Origin of the sequence: Pseudomonas orientalis, from assembly GCF_022807995.1 — a bacterium.
Lineage (GTDB): Bacteria > Pseudomonadota > Gammaproteobacteria > Pseudomonadales > Pseudomonadaceae > Aquipseudomonas > Aquipseudomonas orientalis_B.
This window is the reverse complement of sequence record NZ_CP094351.1, coordinates 1,094,760-1,115,712: the sequence shown is the minus strand read 5'-3', so window position 1 is coordinate 1,115,712 and position 20,953 is coordinate 1,094,760. Positions and strand designations below refer to the sequence as shown.

The 20,953-nt window shown below is 57.3% G+C and carries 6 protein-coding genes; all 6 read right to left on the bottom strand.

Going from position 1 to position 20,953, the window contains the following annotated elements:
* Positions 1-43: 43 nt before the first annotated feature.
* Genes MRY17_RS04790 through MRY17_RS04765 form a run of 6 tightly spaced genes read right to left on the bottom strand, consistent with a single transcriptional unit; the run spans position 44 to position 20,934 of the window.
* Entirely contained in the window at positions 44-1,717 is a 1,674-nt protein-coding gene (locus MRY17_RS04790; RefSeq protein WP_199771547.1) for an aminotransferase class III-fold pyridoxal phosphate-dependent enzyme, read from the bottom strand.
* A 38-nt stretch (positions 1,718-1,755) separates the two neighbouring features.
* Positions 1,756-3,435, bottom strand: a complete 1,680-nt coding sequence (locus tag MRY17_RS04785) for a beta-ketoacyl synthase N-terminal-like domain-containing protein (RefSeq protein ID WP_124422459.1) — start codon at positions 3,433-3,435, stop codon at positions 1,756-1,758.
* Positions 3,436-3,448: 13 nt separating this feature from the next.
* Positions 3,449-7,252: a beta-ketoacyl synthase N-terminal-like domain-containing protein gene (locus MRY17_RS04780; protein ID WP_191951620.1), complete on the bottom strand. Its 3,804-nt coding sequence runs from the start codon at positions 7,250-7,252 to the stop codon at positions 3,449-3,451.
* Positions 7,245-10,514, bottom strand: a complete 3,270-nt coding sequence (locus MRY17_RS04775) for a non-ribosomal peptide synthetase (protein WP_191951621.1) — start codon at positions 10,512-10,514, stop codon at positions 7,245-7,247. Before MRY17_RS04775 ends, MRY17_RS04780 begins: the two co-directional genes overlap by 8 nt.
* Positions 10,515-10,555: 41 nt before the next feature.
* A complete protein-coding gene (locus tag MRY17_RS04770) occupies positions 10,556-15,766 on the bottom strand; it encodes a type I polyketide synthase (RefSeq protein WP_191951622.1) in 5,211 nt (1,736 codons plus the stop codon).
* Positions 15,766-20,934: a type I polyketide synthase gene (locus tag MRY17_RS04765; RefSeq protein ID WP_124422455.1), complete on the bottom strand. Its 5,169-nt coding sequence runs from the start codon at positions 20,932-20,934 to the stop codon at positions 15,766-15,768. The genes MRY17_RS04770 and MRY17_RS04765 overlap by 1 nt, the downstream gene beginning before the upstream one ends.
* Positions 20,935-20,953 lie beyond the last annotated feature (19 nt).

Genomic DNA, 20,953 nt, shown 5'->3' with positions numbered 1-20,953 from the left:
GCCTTTTTGGCTGTTAGTAATACTAAGTTATCGGAATCTCGACTTATCGCTGCTGACTTGACACAGCGATACCTTGCAACTCGTCAAGACTTTGCACGAATGCATCGTATACTTTGCTCAGATGGACATCTTCATGCGCCGCCGACAGGAACCAGCATCGCCATTCCCAGATATAAACACCACGCATAAGCAAGTTATAATAGAGTAAATCCATGTTCTCTTTATGAACCAGACGAAAGAACGAACTGAACACGCGTGCTTCAATATTAATTCCGCGTGTCTGGAATAGGTCATTCAACCGTGAGGTAAACGCTTCGGCTTTCTGGTTCAAATTCTGGGTGAACGCCACCCCACCGCGCTTTATCTGAAGCAGGGTAGCCTTGGCGGTTGCCATTGCGAGCGGATGCTGGAAAAAGGTCCCGCCAAAAAATGTAGGTTCCACGCCAGGGTAGCTTTCATCACCGAAATTCCAATTGCCACCGTCAATCGCATCAAGGCTTTGCCCACGGCCGGCAACCACACCTAACGGCATACCGCCCCCGATGGTCTTGCCGTACGTGACAATGTCAGCCTCAATTCCATAGAGGCCTTGTATACCTGCCGGATGGACACGAAAGCCGGTGACAATTTCGTCGAAGATCAACAGCGTTCCAACCTTGGCCGTTGCGTCACGCAATCGTCGAAGGTAGCTCGGGTCGGCAAGGCCCGGATCACGAGTCGGTACTGGCTCGATCAACACAGCCGCGACTTCGCTGCCGTGGGTGGCAATAAACTCCAACGCCAGTTCGGAACCAAATTCGAATACGGAAACATCAGCCACCATATTTTCCGGAATCCCGACAGAAATCGGCTTGGTTTTCGCCCCGGCTTCAAAACGATCTACCGTCGCTAGAACTGCATCCCAGTGTCCATGGTAACTGCTGGAAAACAGCACGATATGGTTGCGTCGTGTGGCTGCACGAGCTGCGCGCACAGCATTCATAATAGCTTCCGTGCCGCTGTTGACGAATGCGACCCGGTCCATGCCAGTGATTTCACATACGAGCTTGGCGACTTCCAGTGCCTCTGCATGTCGAGTACCCAGTCCGAACCCCTGGTCTATCTGCGACTTCAGCGCGCTGTTGACGAACTCTGGCGAATGACCGTAGAGATGAGAGCCAAACCCCATGGTCATATCCACATAGTCATTGCCGTCGATATCACGCACCGTGGCACCGTCGAAGCCGGTACAGACCAACGGGTAGAGCAATTCCTTGACTGACGGCTTGAAGCCAATGCCCGAACGGCTATCCGCAATCCGGCTGCGTACCTCGACGGCATGCGCCTTGGACTTCTGTGTCTTGGCGTTATACCGAGGAATAAAATCGTCCAGGTATTGCTGGCGTGCGGCCGTTTCGACCGGTGCGCTACTGCGGCTCATCCATTGAAACGGCCGCGTTTTCGCGGATTTCTCGACGACAGGCTCAACGTCCACTTCAGAACGAGCATCAATATGGCTCGCCAGTTTGCCGACTGTCTGCAGCTCCGAAAAAAATTGCCTTACCGATAGCTTTACGCCAAACGCTTTTTGAATGGGGGCAATCGCTTCAAACAATAACAATGAATCCGCCCCCAACTCTGCCAGTGGAGTATCTCGCCCAAGAGATTCAGCAGGCAGCTCAAATACTCTGGCAAACAAGTCAGTCAAAACCTGCTCGGTGGTTTGCAAATTACTCATATCAATCCCTCGCTCCATGAATGATCAAATTATTCGCTTCAAATAGGCGTCGCAGATAACGGGTAGGAGGGCAGCGCCAGCCTGCGTCGCTTCTCTTGCCCGTAAAACACTGTCCATTCCAGTGACCCGCCCTGCTGCCACGCTGTGGCCTGCGAGACAATCGGGGCTTCGCGCAGGCTATCGTCTGCTACAAAGACGGATTGCCGCTGCATCAAGCCCAGTCTGAGTTCGGACAGCGACCCGGCAATGACAACCCTGCGGACAGCCAAGTGCTGCCGGCCGCGCTGCAAGGTATAGGCAACGTCGGCCAGCTCGGTGTCAGGATGCTGATGCAAATATTCCAGCAAGTTGGTAGCCAGGTTCCGCAATGTGGCTTCATTTGCCGCACTGATCGGGACCAAATGCAGTGGCTCGTAGGTCGGCATGGAACGCTGCGCGGGAGGTGCTACCACGATCATGTGAACGTTTGTGCCACCTATACCAAAGGAACTCACGCCTGCGGCTCTGACTTCATCGCTTTCGGGCCATGCAAGGGTCTGCTCGGCTACCGCAAACGGTGAATGTGGATCGCTCAGCGCCTCACATGGTCGATCACAGTTGGCTGTCGGCGGAATGATCCCCAAACGGACTGCATAGATAACCTTGATCAGACCTGTAATACCTGAAGCACAGTCTGCGTGGCCCAGGGTCGACTTGACGGAACTGATCGCACAACTGCGCGCAGGTACATCGCTGAATACCCGGGATAGGGCCCGTAGCTCAACGGCATCGCCGACAGGCGTGCCTGTCCCATGCGCCTCAACCAGCCCCACTTGAGCCGGCCCCAAACCTGAACTGAGTAAGGCGCTGCGGATCACCGACTCTTGACCTGATACGCTCGGGGCACTGTATCCGGCCTTATCCAAGCCATCATTGTTGATGGCAGACCCCTTGATTACCGCCAAAATTGTATTGCCGTCACGTTCGGCGTCCCGCAGGCGACGCAAGCCAACAAAACCGACGGCATCGGCGAACAAGGTACCGTCGGCCTCCGTGTCGAATGCGCGCACTTGACCCTGCCGGGACAAAATGCCTCCTTCATGATGCAGATATCCTTGATGCGCCGGGTATCGCACGCAGACCCCACCTGCCAGTGCCATGTCGCACTCATCCGCGACCAGACTCCGGCATGCCAAATGCACGGCTACCAATGAGCCGGAGCAAAAATTTGCGATATTCAATGCCGGCCCGGTGCAGTCCAGTTTGTAAGCCACACGTGTGGCCAGAGCATCACTGGATCGCCCCGCAAGCGACAGCAACGCATCAGCGCTGCTTTCATGCGCAGCCTTGGCGTGCTGCTCGTGCCACGTGTCAGGTCTGGTTCCTACAAACACCCCGCAGCGCCCCGCATCACTGCCACGACCGTAGCCTGCCTGCTGTAACGCCTGGTGGCAGACCTCCAGGCACTGGCGTTGCTGAGGGTCCATTCGCGAAGCTTCACGGGGTGTGTAGCGAAAATAGCTGTAGTCGAACATTTCCGGCGCTTCCAGGAACGCACCGCGCGGAACAAATGTCGAGCCTTCCGGCGGGTCAAGTAATGCCTGGTCGTAGCTCGATACCAACTCACGTCCTTCAACGATGGCTCGCCATAGCTCATCGCACGATGCCGCAGAGGGAAACCGCCCTGCGACACTGACGACGGCAATATCCAGGGGTGCAGAAGCCGTTGATCTATTCATGCGCCAACTCCATTTAGCCTTGATGTTTTTTTTGCCATTGTTCAACTTGACGCGACAATGTGGATACGCTGGCCGATTCGAAGAGATCCACCATAGATAGCTTGACCCCGAAGTGGCTGTTCACACTTCGAATCAAACCGGCCCCTACCAGCGAATCTCCGCCCAAATCGAAAAAGTTGTCCTGGTCCTCGACAGGGCAGTGCAATACCTCTCTCCAAAGCGCCGCCATACGCACCTCGACGGGATCTTGCGATACCAGTGGCGCACCTGGCGCGTCTGCTACGGTTTGCTCGCAGGACGCGGCGAGGCGGCTCTCCAAAGGCACGGTCGACACGACGAAACGGGTGTGATCCAGGTAGTTCGCGAAAATAACGTCCAGCGCTTCATCCACGTCCTCAAGGGCCAGTGGACGGGCCCGATGGGTACCGTATTTGAAACCCTGCGAATGCTCCCATCCCTCCCATCCATCCCAATCGATCGCAAAATACGGACGGCTCTCACTGGCCAGTGAACGCCAAGTCGCACTGGCCTCGTTTGCCGCAGCGTAGGGAGCAAGGCCAAGACCGCCGGCAAGAACAGCAAGGGATGAAACAAAACAGCCGAACAGCAATGGCCGGTCAGCAAACCATTCGTGAAGATGTCGCGCTCCGTCCCATTTAGGCGCCATCATCAGTTGCCACTGCGCACGTGTTGTCTTGTTCAACCAATGCACTGTGCTGTCACCGGAAAAACCCGCAGCATGAACAAAACAGTTGGGCACCATTCCCTGCTCACCGAGCAAAGCCAGTTGCGCATCCAACGATTCCCGGTGACTGACGTCAGCGTGGATGACTTCCACACGCACACCTGAATCACGCAATACTGCTAGCCGCTGCTGATAAAGCGCCTCGGTATGTTGCGCTCGCTCGCCAGGACGACGAACCAGAATCAGATCCGCTTGGCATTTACGCGCCAGATAGTGCGCCATGCCAAACCCCACCGAACCCAGGCCGCCAGTGACCAGGCAAACGCGATGCGGTGAGTCTTTTGCAGGAGACGGGCCAGGCAATGGGCGATGCGTGATGTTCCAGGGGACACCATGGCGTAGCGCGAACACTGCTGCCCCACCGCCCAGGATGAGTGCCCTTGCCACATCACGGGCAATGGTGGGCGTACTGAGCGCTTGCCGGCTGACATCGAGCACGTTCACCACAATACCCGGCAACTCTTGATTAATGGCGGCGATGCACGCCAGCGCCATGGATCGAGCTGGACTAGCGGTTCCTTCGCCAAAAGGGTCTGCAAAACCAGCCCCGACCAACGTGAGCGCAAGTGTTGAGTTGTGGTGCAACGACCACTGCTTGACTCGCTCACACAACTGCCAGGCAAGCGCAGGGCTGTCGTCGTCACAACGGTCATCATCCAGGCACCAGACAATGTGCTTGGGCGAATCTTCGCCAACCTCTTCTGCAAGCGTCGCTTCATGGCCCAAGGCGCGAAGCTCGTCACCGAGCGCCAGCAAGTCAGGCTGCTTGGCGCCGAGCAAGCAAAAGCGGCGTTTGACGTCGGACCGGGTCATGCTGCAAAGACGTTGCCCTCGCTCCCACTGTTCCACATACACCAGTCCTTGCCGGGCGTCCCCCACTGAGAGAGTTTGCGCCACGGGCGGCGCGTACCAGCAGCGCCGGTAGCGCATCGGCGGTATCGGCAACACACTGTGTGGCACCTCCAGGCCTGCCCGCAAACCTGACCAGTCAATGGACACACCTGCACGCCATAATTCGCCCAGCACCCCCCGCAGCCCTTGATGCGGGGCCAACCGCCAGGTATCCACGCATAGCGCAGCGAATGTGTCCTGCATATCCGGCTCAAGACTGAGGACCTGCTCACCAGGCCGGGCCTGGAAGCTGTCACGCAAAAGGTACGCGTTTCCCCAGGCTTGCGATGCCAACAACGCGTCGCTATTCGCAGCTGCCAGCAACTGCTGCATGCTCAAGCGCCCTTCATGGCAATCAACCGCCAGGCGCATGCGCGATGTAACCAAATAGGCGACAGGCGTCATCACCAAGCGCCTCAGGCAGCGAAAGGCAGCAAGTGTTGCCAGGTTGAATGCCGCTTCATTGTCGGGTGTGTGCACAAGCGCCTGGCGCATCCGCTCTTTATCCGGAGCATTGTCTGCACCGGGAAGCTGCTCAAGCAAACAGCCGAGCTCTTGCTGATAAGCGGGCTCATGCTCGAGGGCTTTGAGCAGATGAGGGCCTACGTCTATAAGCAGTTGGCTCGGTTCGCCGGTGGTTTTCGCAATCGCATAGCGACGCGCCTGCAAAGTGGCGATCAAATCAGTGTTGTTCCGGGCTTGCACAGCGAGACGCCAGGAATACTGGGTACGCCCTTCGGCAAAGCCACGGGCCACTTCATCCAGTGGCGTGTCCGGAGCAGCGTTCAATTGCTCGGTTAAGTCCTGCGCCAACTGTTCCACGCCTTGAACATCACGGGCACTGAGCAAAATGGTCTGCCAACCCGGCACAGCCACCCGCGGGACTCGCTTTGGTGCCTGTTCGAGGATCATGTGGACATTGCTCCCGCCGGCACCGAAAGAACTGAGCCCTGCTCGTCTGATACCTGCGACCGGCCACTCCATTGGCTGGGTATTGATGATGAACGGAGTGCTGTCCAGGCGCAGGGCTGGATTGATTCGGTTGAAACTCGGGTGCGGGGCAATGCGCCCGGCATCCAGCGCGGCGACAGTTTTGGCTAACCCGGCAAATCCCGCCGCAGCAGCTAGGTGGCCCAGGTTGGCTTTGACCGAACCCAGAGCACAGAACTCACGACGATCCGTATGCACTGCAAATGCCTGGCACAGCGCGTTGAACTCGATGGGATCTCCCAGGCGGGTACCGGTGCCATGAGCCTCTATCATCCCCAACGACTCCGGGTGCACCCCGGCAATGGCTAACGCCTCGAGAATCAGCTGTCGCTGCCCCTCTACGCCAGGGGCGCTGAACCCTGCTCGAGCCGCTCCATCATTATTGGTGGCAGAACCAAGAATCACGGCCTGGATGCTGTCACCGTTACGCAGAGCGTCGTCCAGCGGGCGCAACGCCACGAGGCCGGCACCATCTCCGAAAAAAGTACCCGATGCGTTCTCATCGAACGGGCGACATGCGCCGTCGCGGGAAAACATCAAGTCCGGGTGATAACTGTAGCCAGGGCGCGAATGCGCATGCACAGACACCCCGCCCGCAAAAGCGACTTCACACTCCCCCAACAAAAGACTCTGAATGGCGCAATGTACCGCCGACAGAGATGTGGAACAGCCTGTCTGCACGGTCACACTGGGCCCTGTAAAGCCCAATTTGTAGGAGATACGTGCGCACAGATAGTCTTTGTCGTTAGTCAGCATCAGTTCAGTGCCGTGGGGAGACACCAAGTCACACTCTCCCCCTATCACGTTGCTCAAATAGCTGTTCATCGAGCTGCCGGCGAACACTCCGATGCGTGGACGATGCAACGGGTTTCCCAGCCCGGTCTGCTGCGCCAGTTCCCAGGCGCATTCCAAAAGCAAACGATGCTGAGGGTCCAGCAGCTCTGCCTCTCGCTGGCTGATGGCAAACAACTCGGGATCAAATTGATCGGCATACTCCAGGCAAGAGTCGACCGGTACATAGTTCGACGCGTTCAGCAGCGCGTCACTGACTCCCATCGCCCTCAGGCGAGCGGCTGTATAGCGCGTGGAACACACGCGTCCGGCAAGCAGATTCTGCCAAAGCGTACGTAGATCCCGCGCCTGCGGTAACCGACAACTGACGCCGATAATGGCTATGGCTTGATCAGACATCTTGACCTCCTCGAACAGGGGCTTGAGCCTCGCGACGTCTATGAGCGAGCGTGTGCCGTCGTCGATCAGCGCTGTACGATTCACCAGGGCTTGCTGTATCTCCTTGCAAAAAAGCGCTCAGGGAGCGAACAGTAGGAAAGCGGAACAGGTCCGATGCCAGTAACTGCCGCCCTTCAGGCCATTGCTGGAGCCTGGCGTGCACCTGCATCAATGCGATGGATGTACCGCCGATTTCAAAGAATGCGTCGTCCGCACCGATATCGGCTTTGCCTATGACATCACACCATATGGTTGTCAGGCGCTCACGCCAGCCGTCACCTCTGCCTTGAGCGCTGTCGGTAGGGGTCACATCCCCATCGACAGGTTGAGGTGCCGCCCATCGCTGCTTTACTGCTTGTCGATCCAGTTTCCCGTGGCGATTGATGGGGATCGATTGCGCAGACACGAACCGAGCAGGTTGCATATAGGCAGGCAGCCACTTGCGCAGGTGTTCACGCAAGTTTCGCTCGTCGGGGAGGGCTGCACTCTCAACCGGCCTCGTGACCGCTACCAGCCGCTCATGGCCCGCTGCACTCTCCAGAAAAACCGCCGCCTGCCTGACCTGCTCGTGAGCCTCCAGGCATCGCTCGATTTCACCCGGCTCGACACGATGACCATGCACTTTGATCTGGTCGTCCAGACGCCCGCAGAAATGCACCCGCTCACCATCCCAATAGCCCAGGTCTCCTGTGCGATAGGCACGATGACCGGGCAAATAGGGATCGTCGATGAAGCGCTCTGCGGTCAGCGCTTCCATCCCGACATAACCGCGGGCCACACCTGCTCCGCCGACGATGATTTCACCCGGTTGTCCAAGCGCACAAACTTGCTGTGGATCACCGATATACAAGGTTGCACAGGCCAATGGCCGGCCCAGGGGCACGACGGCATAACGAGCCAATGCCTCGGTAACCTTTTCAATGCTCGCATACACAGTAGTTTCAGCAGGGCCGTAAAGATTCCACAGTGTCCAGTGATCACTCAAATAGTGCCTTGCAGTTTCACCTGGCAGAGCTTCTCCGCATATCAACCAATGTTTCAGGGAAGCCAAGACGGGTCTGTGCGAGAATTCAGTCAGCATGCTCTTCAAGCCGGATGGCGTCTGAGTTACCACATTCACGCCTGCGCTATCCCATAATGCCAGCAGATGATCAGGCTGATTGCGTAGGTGCGGGGGTACGATAAGCAGGCTGCCGCCCGAACACAGAGCGCCCCATATTTCCCAAACCGACAGGTCAAAACTGGTAGCGAGCGTCCAGCTCCAGACCAGCCCATCCTCCACATCCAGCGCCTGGAAAGTGGCCTCCAAAAGGGCAACGATGCTGTGATGTTCTACATCGATGCCCTTGGGTGTGCCGGTGGAGCCGGATGTGAACACGCTGTAGGCCAAGCCGTCGGCGGTGCTGTTGTCAAATAACCGTGGTAGGACGTCGCCGGCGGCATCCTGCACCGCATGCATATCGAGGGTCACGACCGGCCACGCGCCCTCTCGCAATGTCTGTGTATCGCCAATAACCGCTGTTATCTGCGATTGCTCTATGATGCAACATAGCCGCTCGCTGGGCAGTGCGGGATCAAGAGGGACATAGCCCGCCCCCGTGCGCAGAATCGCAAGCATCGCGACAACAGCGTCGATACCCGGAGACAAGGCAATCCCAATACGTTGCGCATCCCCATGCAAAACCTTTTCAAGGCGATTGGCGAGCCGCAGACTGTGCATTTGCAACGCTTGGTAATCGAGCGTCTTGTCCTGCTCACGTAGCGCTATCCGGTCTGGGTAGAGCCGCACATTACGGTCAACCCACTCAACCAGTGACACAGCCCCCACTGCATCACGTGGGCACGTATTGAGCGGCCCGGACATCACATTGAAGTCTTGTTGCGGCGAATCCACGAGAGCGCTCGACTCAAGGTCAGGGCGTATCAGCAAGCGATCAATCAATTCTGTCAAGTGCCCTGCGAACGTCTGGATTCCAGCGAGGGAAAATTGCCGTGGATCGGCTTTGATGACACAACGCAGTTCGTTCTGGGCGTCAACGAACTCCAGGGCGATGTCCACCTGACCCTCTTGTTGATTAAGCTTGCAGGGCGATAACGACAAACCAGCCCACGAAGCCCGAACGGACGATGGCGCCATAGTAAGATCGACCCAGCGTGACTGCCCCGTCTGCCCCAACATGTTGACGGTGGTTTGGAACAATGGGTTGCGCTCAGGTACCCGGGCAACCTGCAAGGCAACCAACGCCCTGCTCAAATGGAACTGACGGTGGTCCAGCGCAGAAAAAAAATCCGACCGCGCTTGTCGAGTCAACACGTCGAATGAAGCCTGCGTATTCAAGCGCACGGGCAGCACGGTGAACAGGCCACCGACGGTATTCTGGAATTGGGCATCGCGCATGGATGTGGGTATGCCGACCACCACATCGGTGTTGTCGCTTGCGCGGCCGATAGCCACGGCCCAGGCCGACAGCATGACGGTGAAGATAGAGACACCGCTCGCGGCCGCGTAGTCCCTTATAGCTGCATAGCGGGCTGAATCAATCGAAAAGTAATGACTGGACGCTGTGTTATCCCCATGTCGCCAGCGTTGATCCCAGTTCAGCGCAGCTGGAGGATGCTTGAGATATTCCAGCCAGTAGGCATCAGTCGCATCCGCAGATGCCGCGGTCAGTGACCGTTCAAGCGCCAGATACTCACTGAAAGGTTTGCCAGGCGAGAACCAGCACTGCAGGTCGCTGTCCAGTTCATCGAGATATAAACACTCCAGTTGATCGAGAATGATCCCCAAGGAAGTAAAATCAGCAATGATGTGGTGAGCACAAATCACCAAAACCCACGCGTCGGCGCCGCACTCGAAAAGCCCGAATCGCAGACTGTTGTCAGTGGATAGATCGAACGGCCGATAGTGCCATTCCTGGACTTTTACGGCCAGATGCTGCTCGTCCCAGCCCTGCGCATCAACGTGCATCAGCGGTGCACTCAACTCCTCGTTGAACAACACCCCGGGAACTCCGTCGACGCCAGGAAACGTGCAGCGTAACAGCGGCGTTCGGGACACCAGCCGACGGATCGCCAACTGGAGTGCCGTAACATTCAGCGCTCCGTTCATCCGCACCGCCAACCCCGTGTTGTAGCGTACATCCTGCGTTGAACTGTGTGCCAGAAACCAAAGTGCATGCTGTTGAGCCGTCAATTCGACGCTCATCGAATTCTCGATATCCATAAAAAACGAAGCTCCTTTACCCTGGTTGCGCTCAGGTTTTTTCAGAAATGCTTCAGCAGTTTTTCCACGACATCATGTAACGTGGGGCTGTCGAAAAAAGCCGATATGGGCAGCGTCTTACCGGTGCGTTGACGCACACGCTGAACAATTGCCACGGCGGTCAAAGAGTCCAACCCAAGCGCTATCAGTTCCGTATCAAGAGTGAGCGCACCATGGCTGACTACCGGCGCGAGCTCTTCGATCAAGAGCTGAGTCATGGCACGCCTCTTCTCGGACTCGTCCAGCGCGCGGCTATCACGCTCCAACCCTGCGGACACCGTCGCCGGTCTCGATTTCAGCGTGGAACCGGTACCTGAAAGGGCGCGGAGTGCCGAGAGCGATATATCTGCCGCCACCAACGTCGGATGGCAGGATGAATGTGCACGTAGCGCAATGGACGCAACCTGATCGGGTTCAAAAAAATTGAAGCCCATGTGGCGAAGTTGTTCTTGATGGGCGGGCGCGAGCCGCGCAGTCATTCCACCTGACCAGGGTCCCCAGCCGATAGCTGTGCCAGGCAGCCCGCAGCTATGGCGATAACGCATCAACGCCTCAATAAAAGCGTTGGCTGCCACATAGGCACTTTGCCCAGCGATACCGATACTGGCCGATACGGAAGAAAATGCGATGAACCAGTCCAACGCCATTTCCCGGGTCGCCTGGTGCAGGTTCCATGTGCCCGCAACCTTGGGCTCAAGTACCTGGCGCACTACGTCAGGATCCAGCCTGGCCAGCACGCCATCCTGGATAACCGCAGCCAGGTGGTAGATACCTTTCAAGGGGCGACCGCTTCGTTGCACTGAGCGCATCAGCGATGCCACATCTTCAGCGATCGCTACATCGCCCTGGAATAATTTCAGGTGCACACCTTTTTCACTCAATAAGCTGACTTGCTCAAGCAAGGCATCAGAGGGCCGGCTTCGACCCGTGAGGATCACATATCGCGCCCCGGCCTCTACCAGATGGCTCATCAGCGTCTGACCGGTTTCACCGAAACCTCCCGTGATCAGATATTGCCCCTGGGCGTCAATGCTGGAAGCAGGCTGCTCAAGGCCCTGGAGTGCGCAAGCCTCAAGCGCTTGGACGGCACCTTCCGAGATGCGCATGACCGGCTCTTGGGGGCTACCGGAAAGGACACGCGCGGTCAAATACAGGCTATCGTGCTCATCGATGTCCACAGGCAGGTCGAGTGACGTGCATCGGATGCCCGGATACTCTTTGCCGATCACCCGAACGATGGCAGCAGATGCACTGGCTACCAGGGAGCTGCTTACATCCGGAGGTGGCGAACTATAGACGCCCTGAGTGAGTACAGAGATGCTCGCCCCCCCTTCGCGCTGATCCTGCAGTTCAACCAGTAAGCGCAGTTGCTCAATGTCAGCTGCGATTCTTTCGCCCAACACATCTGCAGGACAGTCAGGAGTACCTGCCAGATAGAGTATGTGCTCGACAGGCTCAGACAACTCTTGCGCCTTTGTCGCGCTGACGGCTCGATGACCCAGTTCTTCCAACACCGTGACCAACTGGCCTACGAGTGCTCCACGTCCAATAATGGCGAACGACCGCTTGTCGGCGATGGCTTCGAGTGCTTCGCTCATCGCCTTCCAGCCAAAGTGGTACAAAGGCTCCCGCGCCTCGTTCTGGGTGCCCAGCAGCGCCGCCCGGCGGGCCCGTTTCATCATTACGTGACGCAGGTCGGCAACAGTATTTCCTTGCTCGTCAGCCAGAGTCAGGTTTCCGGTGAGTACTTCTGTAGCGGCACCGAACTGCTGGCTTGTCAGATCAATCACCCCCCACATCCTTCCTTCGGGGATGCGCCCCAGTGTCAGTTGATCGACAGAGAGCGGAATGAACAGGTCCAACTCAGGCAACCGCTGCCAGTAACCGGCGAACAGCGCCTGGAAACAAGAGTCCAGCACGCCAGGTTCGAACACAAGCCCCTCAGCCTTTGCGGGAAACGTCTCTTCAAGAAGTAGGAACAACTGCCGCTGATTCTGCGACAGCCACATCTGGCGAATCTTGCGGAACTTCGCTCCCAACTGCAGACCTGCGGACCTCGCCTTAGCGTAAAATTGCGGCACATCGAGTTCGACGGCCTGTGCAATCTCGTCGTGCAGACGCCCAAGGTTCAAGTTGACCAAGGTACCTGGCGCCTCAACCAACGAACCCGTCGACAGCAGGTCGCCGGCCTGCCCTTGTCCAACGCTGATCGAGAAATCGTAGGCGGTTTTGGGCTCAGTCTGGCGCTGCAACTCAATATGGACCGCCGCGTGATCCTCACGGGCCATCAACAGCGGTCGTATAAATGCGACATCATTCAACTGCGGCGCATGCATGCCTAGGTCTTCGATTGCGTGGCTCAGCAACACACACAGGTGAGCGGCTCCAGGCACCACTACGCTGTCAAACATGCAGTGATCGCCCAGCAACGGACTGGAGCCTGCCCCCCATTGCGCACGTAAAGCGAGTCGGGACGTACCTTTGGCCAATTTTCCCTTCAAATGGCCAGTGGAACCATGCAGCGGTGCCGCCCCCCCAGGCAAGTTAAAGTTCCGGTGTTGCCACTCACGACTCACCCTCAGGCCGAACGCAACCGGTACCAGGTTCTGACCCGCCTCGTACAGTCCGATCTTCAATTGTTCCAAACCCTGGGAGGGTGATCGGTTTTTGTTGAGCGTAGCCATCGCTCGTACGGGTCGTTTATGCCGCGCAAGAGCCCCCTTTATGTGTTGCACAAGCGAAGCATGAGGACCGACCTCGACGAAAGTATCGGCTCCCAGGTTGGCAAGACTTGTGACAGCCTGTTCAAAACGCACGGGCAGTACCGCGTTATGCACCCAGTAGTCGGCATCCAGCACTTCGGCGTGTATCGGCAGGCCGGTACTCGAAGACACGAAGGCCAGGGAGGCCGGTCGATGTCGGAGGCGGGCAAACCCTTCTTTCAGTTCAGCGGACAATCCTTGCATCAACGGACAGTGGAAAGGGTAATGGGCATTGACCGGAATGAGTTCCAGCTCTGCCACCGCGAACGCCGCGAGCAATGCCTCGGCGCCCTCTGCTGTCACGGAAATGATAACGGTCGTGGGGCTGTTGATCGCCGATATCGTGGCATCCTCTCGTTCGCCCAGTAAGTCACGGACGATGTGTTCAGAGGCCAATGCGGCATACATCCGACCTTGATCGCGCAGCTTCTCCATACAACGCCCGCGATGAATTACGGCGGTCAACGTTTCTTTCAGGTCAATAATTCCTGCGCAGCAAGCAGCGGAAAACTCTCCCACGCTATGGCCCATCACCGCCGTGGGTTGCGCACCCCATGCCTTGAGCATTTCAAACAATGAGACCTGAATGGACACGATACAAGGCTGCGCCAGCTCCGTACGACTGAGGTCCGCCTCGGTATGCCTGGAGATGGTATCGATCAGTGACCAGCCTGCAACCTGTTGGATGATCTCCTCGCATTCCTGCATCTTTGCTTTGAACGCAGGCTCCAGCCCCGGCAAGTCGTCGACCATACCCGGCCACTGAGCGCCCTGCCCGGAAAACACCACCGCCAGACCATTGCCGACACCTGAAGCGGGGCACCCTTGAGCTATCCACTGCTGCAATGAATCAAGCAGTGGTGCGGCCCCCTCGACGATAAAGGCTTTTCTAAAACCATTCGGCTTTGCCTGCTCAACCAGGCTCGGGATATCCAGTTGCAGTGGCCGATCGGCAGGCGCCTGTTCCAGGCTCATTGCCAGTTCCTCGGCTCGCTCTCGCAATGCAGAAAGCGTCGATCCCGACATAGGGACGATCCTTGAAAAATCCGGGATCGCACTGCCCCGTGCGTTTTTTGGTGCACGGCCCAGTACGACTTGCGCATTGGTACCCGACCATCCGAAAGAGCTGACTGCTGCGTACTGGGAGCCCTCCTCGCTGATCGGCCACGGTACGGTATCGAGAGGAAACTCTATTCGACGCTCATCGAACTCCATGTGTTTGTTCAGGTTTTCCAGGTGCAACTGCCCGGGAATGCAGCGATGTTGCAGGCATAGCACCACTTTGATCAAAGAAATGATGCCTGCGGCAGCTTCGCAGTGCCCGATATTCGCTTTCAGCGAACCGACTCTACAAGCGCGCGTATCAATCCGGGAGGCCAGTACTCTGTCCAGGGCAGCCACTTCTATCGGGTCACCCAGCTTGGTTCCCGTTCCATGCGCCTCTATATATCCAAGGTCGTCCGGGCCCAGCTTGGCCTGTGACAACGCCTGGCGCATCAGCTCCTCCTGGGCATGACCATTTGGCGCAGTCATCCCATTGGTTTTGCCGTCCTGGTTCACGGCTGATCCGTGAATAACTGCCAGGACGGGATCGTTATCGCGCAATGCGTCACTGAGTCGTTTGAGTACTACTACGCCGCAACCGTCACTGCGAACAATGCCGTTGGCACGATCATCGAAGGGCTTGCAGCGGCCGTCCGGAGCCATCAAGTGCATCCGAGAAGTGGCGATAGAAAACTGCGGCCCAAGAATGATATTGACCCCACCGGCGATCGCTTGCTCGCACTCCTTGAGCCGCAGGCTCTGGCAAGCCTGGTGCACAGCTACCAAGGATGAAGAGCATGCCGTGTCGATGGAGATGCAGGGGCCCTTCAGGTCGAACAAGTAGGCCAGGCGCCCGGCCAGGACGCTATTGGATACCCCCGGGCCACTGAATGCATTGACTCGCTTGAAGTCTTGAAACAGCTGTCTGGCGTACCCGTCGTTGTAGTTGACCACTCCTGCAAAGACACCGGTACGACTACCGCGCAGTTTTTCCTTGGTCAAGCCCGCCTGCTCCAGTGCTTTGTATGCCACTTCGAGGAAAACCCGTTGCTGTGGGTCCATATGAAGTGCCTCCTCGGCACTGATCCCGAAGAAGTCGGCATCGAAGGCTAAGGCATCAATGATGCCTGCCCAACGCGTTGCGACCGTTCCCTCGACCAGCGGATCTGCATCATAGAGCTCGTCGCTGTTCCAACGTGCCGTTGGAATCGGAACGATTGCATCACGCTTCTCAAGCAGCAGTGTCCATAAGGCTTGCGGTGAGCTGGCACCGGGTACGCGACAATCTGCACCTATAATCGCTATGGGTTCACTGGTCTGGCGCTCGAGTGCCTGCTTGAGTTCACGTACGGCAGCCAAAGCCTGTTTGACGGCCGAGGATGACTGCTCATTTGATTTCTGATCCATCAGTACTCTCCCATTTTGTACGTGCTTTTGATCGTGGCCAGTTCATCCAGCAACTGCGCCATCAATGCATCCTCACTGTCCTCGACCTCATAAGTGACCGGCTCGACGGGAGGAGGCTGGGCGACGGTGGACGCTGGCCAAAGCAGGGTTTCCAGATAACTGGCAAGAGAAGAAACGGTGGGGTAGTTCCACAATACGGTGGCCGGCATTCGCACGGACAACTCATTCTGCAGCCGGTTACGAACCTCCACACCCAGTAACGAGTTGACTCCCAGCTCACTAAGCGGAGTGTCCAGCGGTACCTGCTGCTCCTGCTTTTGCAGCAGCGTTGCAACGAAACGCCTTATAACTTCACGTAGCTGGGACTGGCGCTCTTGCAACACGTATTGCGTACGCTGCGCAACAGGTGCGAATCCGGCGTTGCCGAGTTCCGCAGGACCGCTGTAACGCATGATCGCAAGTACGCCTTGAGCGTCGGAACAACGATTCAAGACATCGAGCCCTTCGGACATGCTCATCTTCTGCAACCAGGAAAAATCCAGGGCTGGATCAAGTTTTTCCAGCAACCCTTTGTCCTGAAATGGGCCGTAGCACACGCTCAAGCCCGGAAGCCCGCGCGCACGACGATAGCCGACGAGGCCATCGAGATAGGCGTTCGCAACCGCATAAGAAGCATGGTGTGGGAACCCGAACAGCGCCGAGATCGAAGACACCAGGACGAAGCGCTGGATCGGCCACTCGGCGCTGATGGTATGTAGATTGAGGGCACCGACTTTCTTGGCGGCCAGGGATGCTTCAAAGTCCGCAGGGGCGACGGTGGCGAGAGAGCACGCGTGCAAAACGCCAGCCGCATGGGTAATGGCTGTCAGAGGCCCCAGTACCTGAGCACTTTCAAAAATAATTGCGCTCAAGCTTTCAAGGCATGTGACATCACCGGTACGCAGCAGAATGTCAGCTCCAGCATCACGCAGATCGGCAACAACTTGCTCTGCATAGGCTGATGGCTGGGTGCGTCCGACCAGAAGAAACCTGCGCTCGCCTTGCCTGGACAGAGACTGCAGCAGCTCCAGGCCCAACGCACCTAATCCACCGGTAATCAGGTGAAAGCCGGTCGGGTTGTTTTCAGGTGGCCGCTTCGCGCCTACCGCATCGGTTGACTCGATCAGCCTGGGTGTGAACTGGTGCCCTTCGCGCCAGGCACTTTGATCCAGACGGGTAGAGATACTTGCACACAATGCCTCGATTGCGTACTCACCCAACCCACCGCTCTCGGTGGGTGGATCAAGGTCAATCAATGAACAATGCACATTGTTCAACTCCAACTGTGCGGTTCGGATCAGCCCCCATGCCATCGCAGCGTCAGGGTTGGCGCCCCCACTACCGGCAACGGCTTGGGCACCCTGCGTAACGAACAGAAGGGACGGACATTTTCCGGGCATCGATTGGACGTACTGCACAAGCCTGAGTGCGGTGGCCAGGCCAGGGCTTTGAACGGCAAGATGCTGGTCCGCTTCCCACACGAAGACAACTGTCTCGATGCAATGACCATCAAACAAGACAGCGAAATCCGGCTTGCCCCCTTGCTCGTCTCGCCCTATCTGAGCGTCACCCTCCAGGATGACACCACTCGGATTGCACCACGCAGCGTTTGAAAATGCCTGCTGCGACTGTAATTTCTCCTTCACCTCAGGGTCAGCAAACACCAGCAGTTTTTGCACAGCTTGAGACATGCCTGGTGTCTCGTTTCTCACCCAGGTGAGCCGATAGGCCGCCGCCGTTTTTTGCGCACCAATTTCGGCAGGATGAAGGGACGGCGATATCCCAGCGGACCGTTGGACCATTGCAGGTAGCGTCAGCAACGGTTGTTCACGCCCAGGGCTGTGATCAACAGATTTACCAGCGAGGTAGCAACGAATGATCAGCTTGAGAAAAATACGTGCCGGACAGCGCTGTTCGCCCGAACCGCGCGGTGACATGTGAATGCCTTGCTTGTCAGCGTGTATCGAAGAGTCAAGGAATGCACTCGATGACCCCACGCCGCAGACGAAGTCATTGAGCGTCATCCGACGTTCTATCAACTGAACAACACCTGCGCCATTGTCGCAAGCGCAGTAATGGTCGAAACTCACGCCCCATTCAGCCAATAGGGCAATACAGCCCATTTGCTGGGCGGCGGCCTCCAGCATGGGCGAATCGATCTGTTGATCCTGCCCAGCCAACATCACGCGTGAATATTCAATGAAGAACGTATTGAAGTGCCTGAGCCAGGTACACATTTCTTCGTCAAATGGCGCGCTGCCGGTGATCGCCAATACACCTTGCGCAAGGCCACGGGTGTCATGGGCGACAGACTCCGCTTGCGCAGCGCTGTCAAACAGAAACTGTATGGCTTCTTCATGACTGCTCACGATCAGCGCCAAGCGATAGCGACATTGGTCGGCGCATTGCACCAGGGCTTTGGCGCAATCACCCAAAGTGGGGGAGTCTTCACTGCCCAACCAATGGGCGATACTCACGCAGCGGCGACGCAAGGCATCAATCGAATGCCCTGAAAGCAACAACAGATGCAAACCGTTCCACGGATCGCCAGTCGAATCGGCTTGAGAACATTGCTGCGACGCTTGCCCGATGGATAATTTTTCGACTTGCCCCTTGCGCCCACTGATCAGGACGGCACGCTCTGTCCCCAGCACGCTGAGTGCGTCACTGAGGCTAAGGCTGAGAACAGAATGCGCGGCTACTTCCACCAGGGCCCCTTCACTTCCGGTGATTGCTTGTTGCAAGGCGTCAAACCAATAAAGAGGGCGACTGATCGTATCCCCCCAATAACCATCAGGCAGACGGCTCAAAAGCTCCCCTCCACGTATGCCCGAATAAAATGGCAGGACCGCGGTGGAGCTTGGCACGTCACCAAGCATCTCGACCAACCGCTGGCGATCGGCGCCACTGACTTGCCCATGCACGCTCACAGTGCTTTTGATCATGCTTAATTGAGTACCTGCCCGACGGCAATACGATTCAACATCGCGCAGGGCCTGCAGACTGCCGGTGATGACCGTCGCGCTTGCGCAATGCTGGATGGCACAACGAGCACTGCTCTGCCGCTGTTCGAGGAGTTCTTGGGTAGCAGACCAGTCAAGCTTGACCAGTGCCATGGAGCCCGGGTGCAGATGCGCCCATTGGGCCTGCGCCAGAACAATGCGCAAGGCATCTTCCAAGTTAATCAAACCGGCGACATGCGCTGCCGATATTTCTCCAATGCTATGCCCGATAACCCCGCTGGGTTGCAGCCCGTTGGCAAACCAGACTTCACTGATGGCCAACTGCATCACCAAATGGCATGGCCACGCGATGCGCACATCGGTAAAGGTTTCCTGATCGTCATATAGGCGTTCGGCCACTGACCACCCTGCAAGCTGCCGGACCAGGCGATCACACAATGTGACAGTCTTTCTAAACTGCGGGTGCAAACGCGCGTAACTTCGGCCCATGCCCTGCCAGTGCGAGCCCTGTCCGGCGAATATCAGGAGCGCGCGGCCGCCTTCAGTAGTCGGCGCATTCGCGTACGGTGCCAATGCAGCGTTGAAATCCGATTCACGAACGGCCATACGATTGACGACCTGATCAGATACACAAGGCCATGTCTCACTGACGATGACATGGGCATTCGTGCCACCAAAACCGAAGGAACTGACCCCGGCGGTGGGATTGAAGGTTTCCCAGGGCAACGCGCTGGTGACCAGTTGCAGCCCAAGCTTTTGCCAATCGATGGCCGGATTTGATGTTTCGTAATTGAGATGGGGCGGAATCATGCGATAGCGCATTGCAAGCAGTACTTTGATCAGGCCCGCCATACCGGCCGCTGCTTCGCTGTGCCCGATATTAGTCTTCACCGAACCTATCAGAAGAGGTTCGGTGCGCTCTGCACCTTGACAGTAAGCCGCTGAAATCGCTGCGACTTCAATCGGGTCTCCCATCGCTGTTCCTGTGCCATGGGCTTCTACATATTGTACCTCGGCAGGCAGCAACTCGCCCTGGGCACAAGCCTCTCGTAATAATTGCTGTTGGGCAGTGACAGAGGGCGCGGTCAGGCTGGCATGAAAGCCATTGTTATTGACAACCGATGACCTGATGACGCCCCAGACAGGGCCCGCCTCAATCAAGACCTGCGATAGCCGACGTACGATCAGTACACCGCAGCCCTCGGCCCTGACATACCCGTCTGCAGCGGCGTCGAAGGTATGGCAAAGCCCAGTATCTGACAGGCCGCCAAAACGTCGCATTGCCTCAAAACTCTGAGCAGCCAGCAGCAGGTTGACCCCGGCGACAATGGCAAAATCACAGTCATTATTCCTGATGGCCTGACACGCCAGATGCAGTGCCACCAAGGAAGATGAACACGCCGTGTTTACCGTCAGGCTCGGCCCGTTCAAACCCAGTACGAAGGACAGTCGGGCCGAAAGAATACTGGTATCCATGCCCGTGGCGCTCTGCGCAGTCATCTCACTCGGTGTGATGTGATGAGCAAAGTCAGACCACATCGCTCCAACGTATACCCCGCCGCGCTGCCCCTTGATTTTCTTCGGGCTCATACCGGCCTGCTCGAGTGCCGACCAACTCAACTCCAGGAGCAGCCGCTGCTGAGGGTCCATACAAGACGCTTCGTGGGCGCCTATACCGAACTGTTCAAAATCGAACGCGGAGACCTCGTTCAAAAAACCCGCCGTCTCGCCAGGGTCAACGTGCCATGGACTGCCGGGAGCCTCCGAAAAATGAGCGGGGTTTAAAGGGCCAACAGCATTCAGGCCATTAATCAGAAGACTCCAGTAGGCGTTGGCATCCATAGCCCCGGGAAACCGACAAGCCAAACCACTGATTGCCAGCGGCTCTGTTTTGTCACCACTGCTTCTTGGCACTTCGACATCATCGGCGTGTCCCGCAATGTGCCGAGCCAGCTCTGCGGGCGTGGGGTATTTCCAGAACAGGGTTGGATCCAGATCCATGCCCAACTGCAATCCAAGGCTCGCCACCAGCCCGGTAATCTCTATCGAATCAAGCGCAATATTTCCCAAACGCTCATCTTCGTGCACCTGCGCCATACCCGATACCAGAGCCAACTGCTCCAGAATCAGCGCCAGCACTCGTGAATATTCCCTTGGCTCGCTCATGCAGAACTCCCTTTCGCAA

What these genes read in the sequence shown, in the direction of transcription:
- MRY17_RS04790 (WP_199771547.1), bottom strand. Translation starts at nt 1,717, where the DNA reads ATGAGTAATTTGCAAACCACCGAGCAGGTTTTGACTGACTTGTTTGCC.
- MRY17_RS04785 (WP_124422459.1), bottom strand. Translation starts at nt 3,435, where the DNA reads ATGAATAGATCAACGGCTTCTGCACCCCTGGATATTGCCGTCGTCAGT.
- MRY17_RS04780 (WP_191951620.1), bottom strand. Translation starts at nt 7,252, where the DNA reads ATGTCTGATCAAGCCATAGCCATTATCGGCGTCAGTTGTCGGTTACCG.
- MRY17_RS04775 (WP_191951621.1), bottom strand. Translation starts at nt 10,514, where the DNA reads ATGGATATCGAGAATTCGATGAGCGTCGAATTGACGGCTCAACAGCAT.
- MRY17_RS04770 (WP_191951622.1), bottom strand. Translation starts at nt 15,766, where the DNA reads ATGGATCAGAAATCAAATGAGCAGTCATCCTCGGCCGTCAAACAGGCT.
- MRY17_RS04765 (WP_124422455.1), bottom strand. Translation starts at nt 20,934, where the DNA reads ATGAGCGAGCCAAGGGAATATTCACGAGTGCTGGCGCTGATTCTGGAG.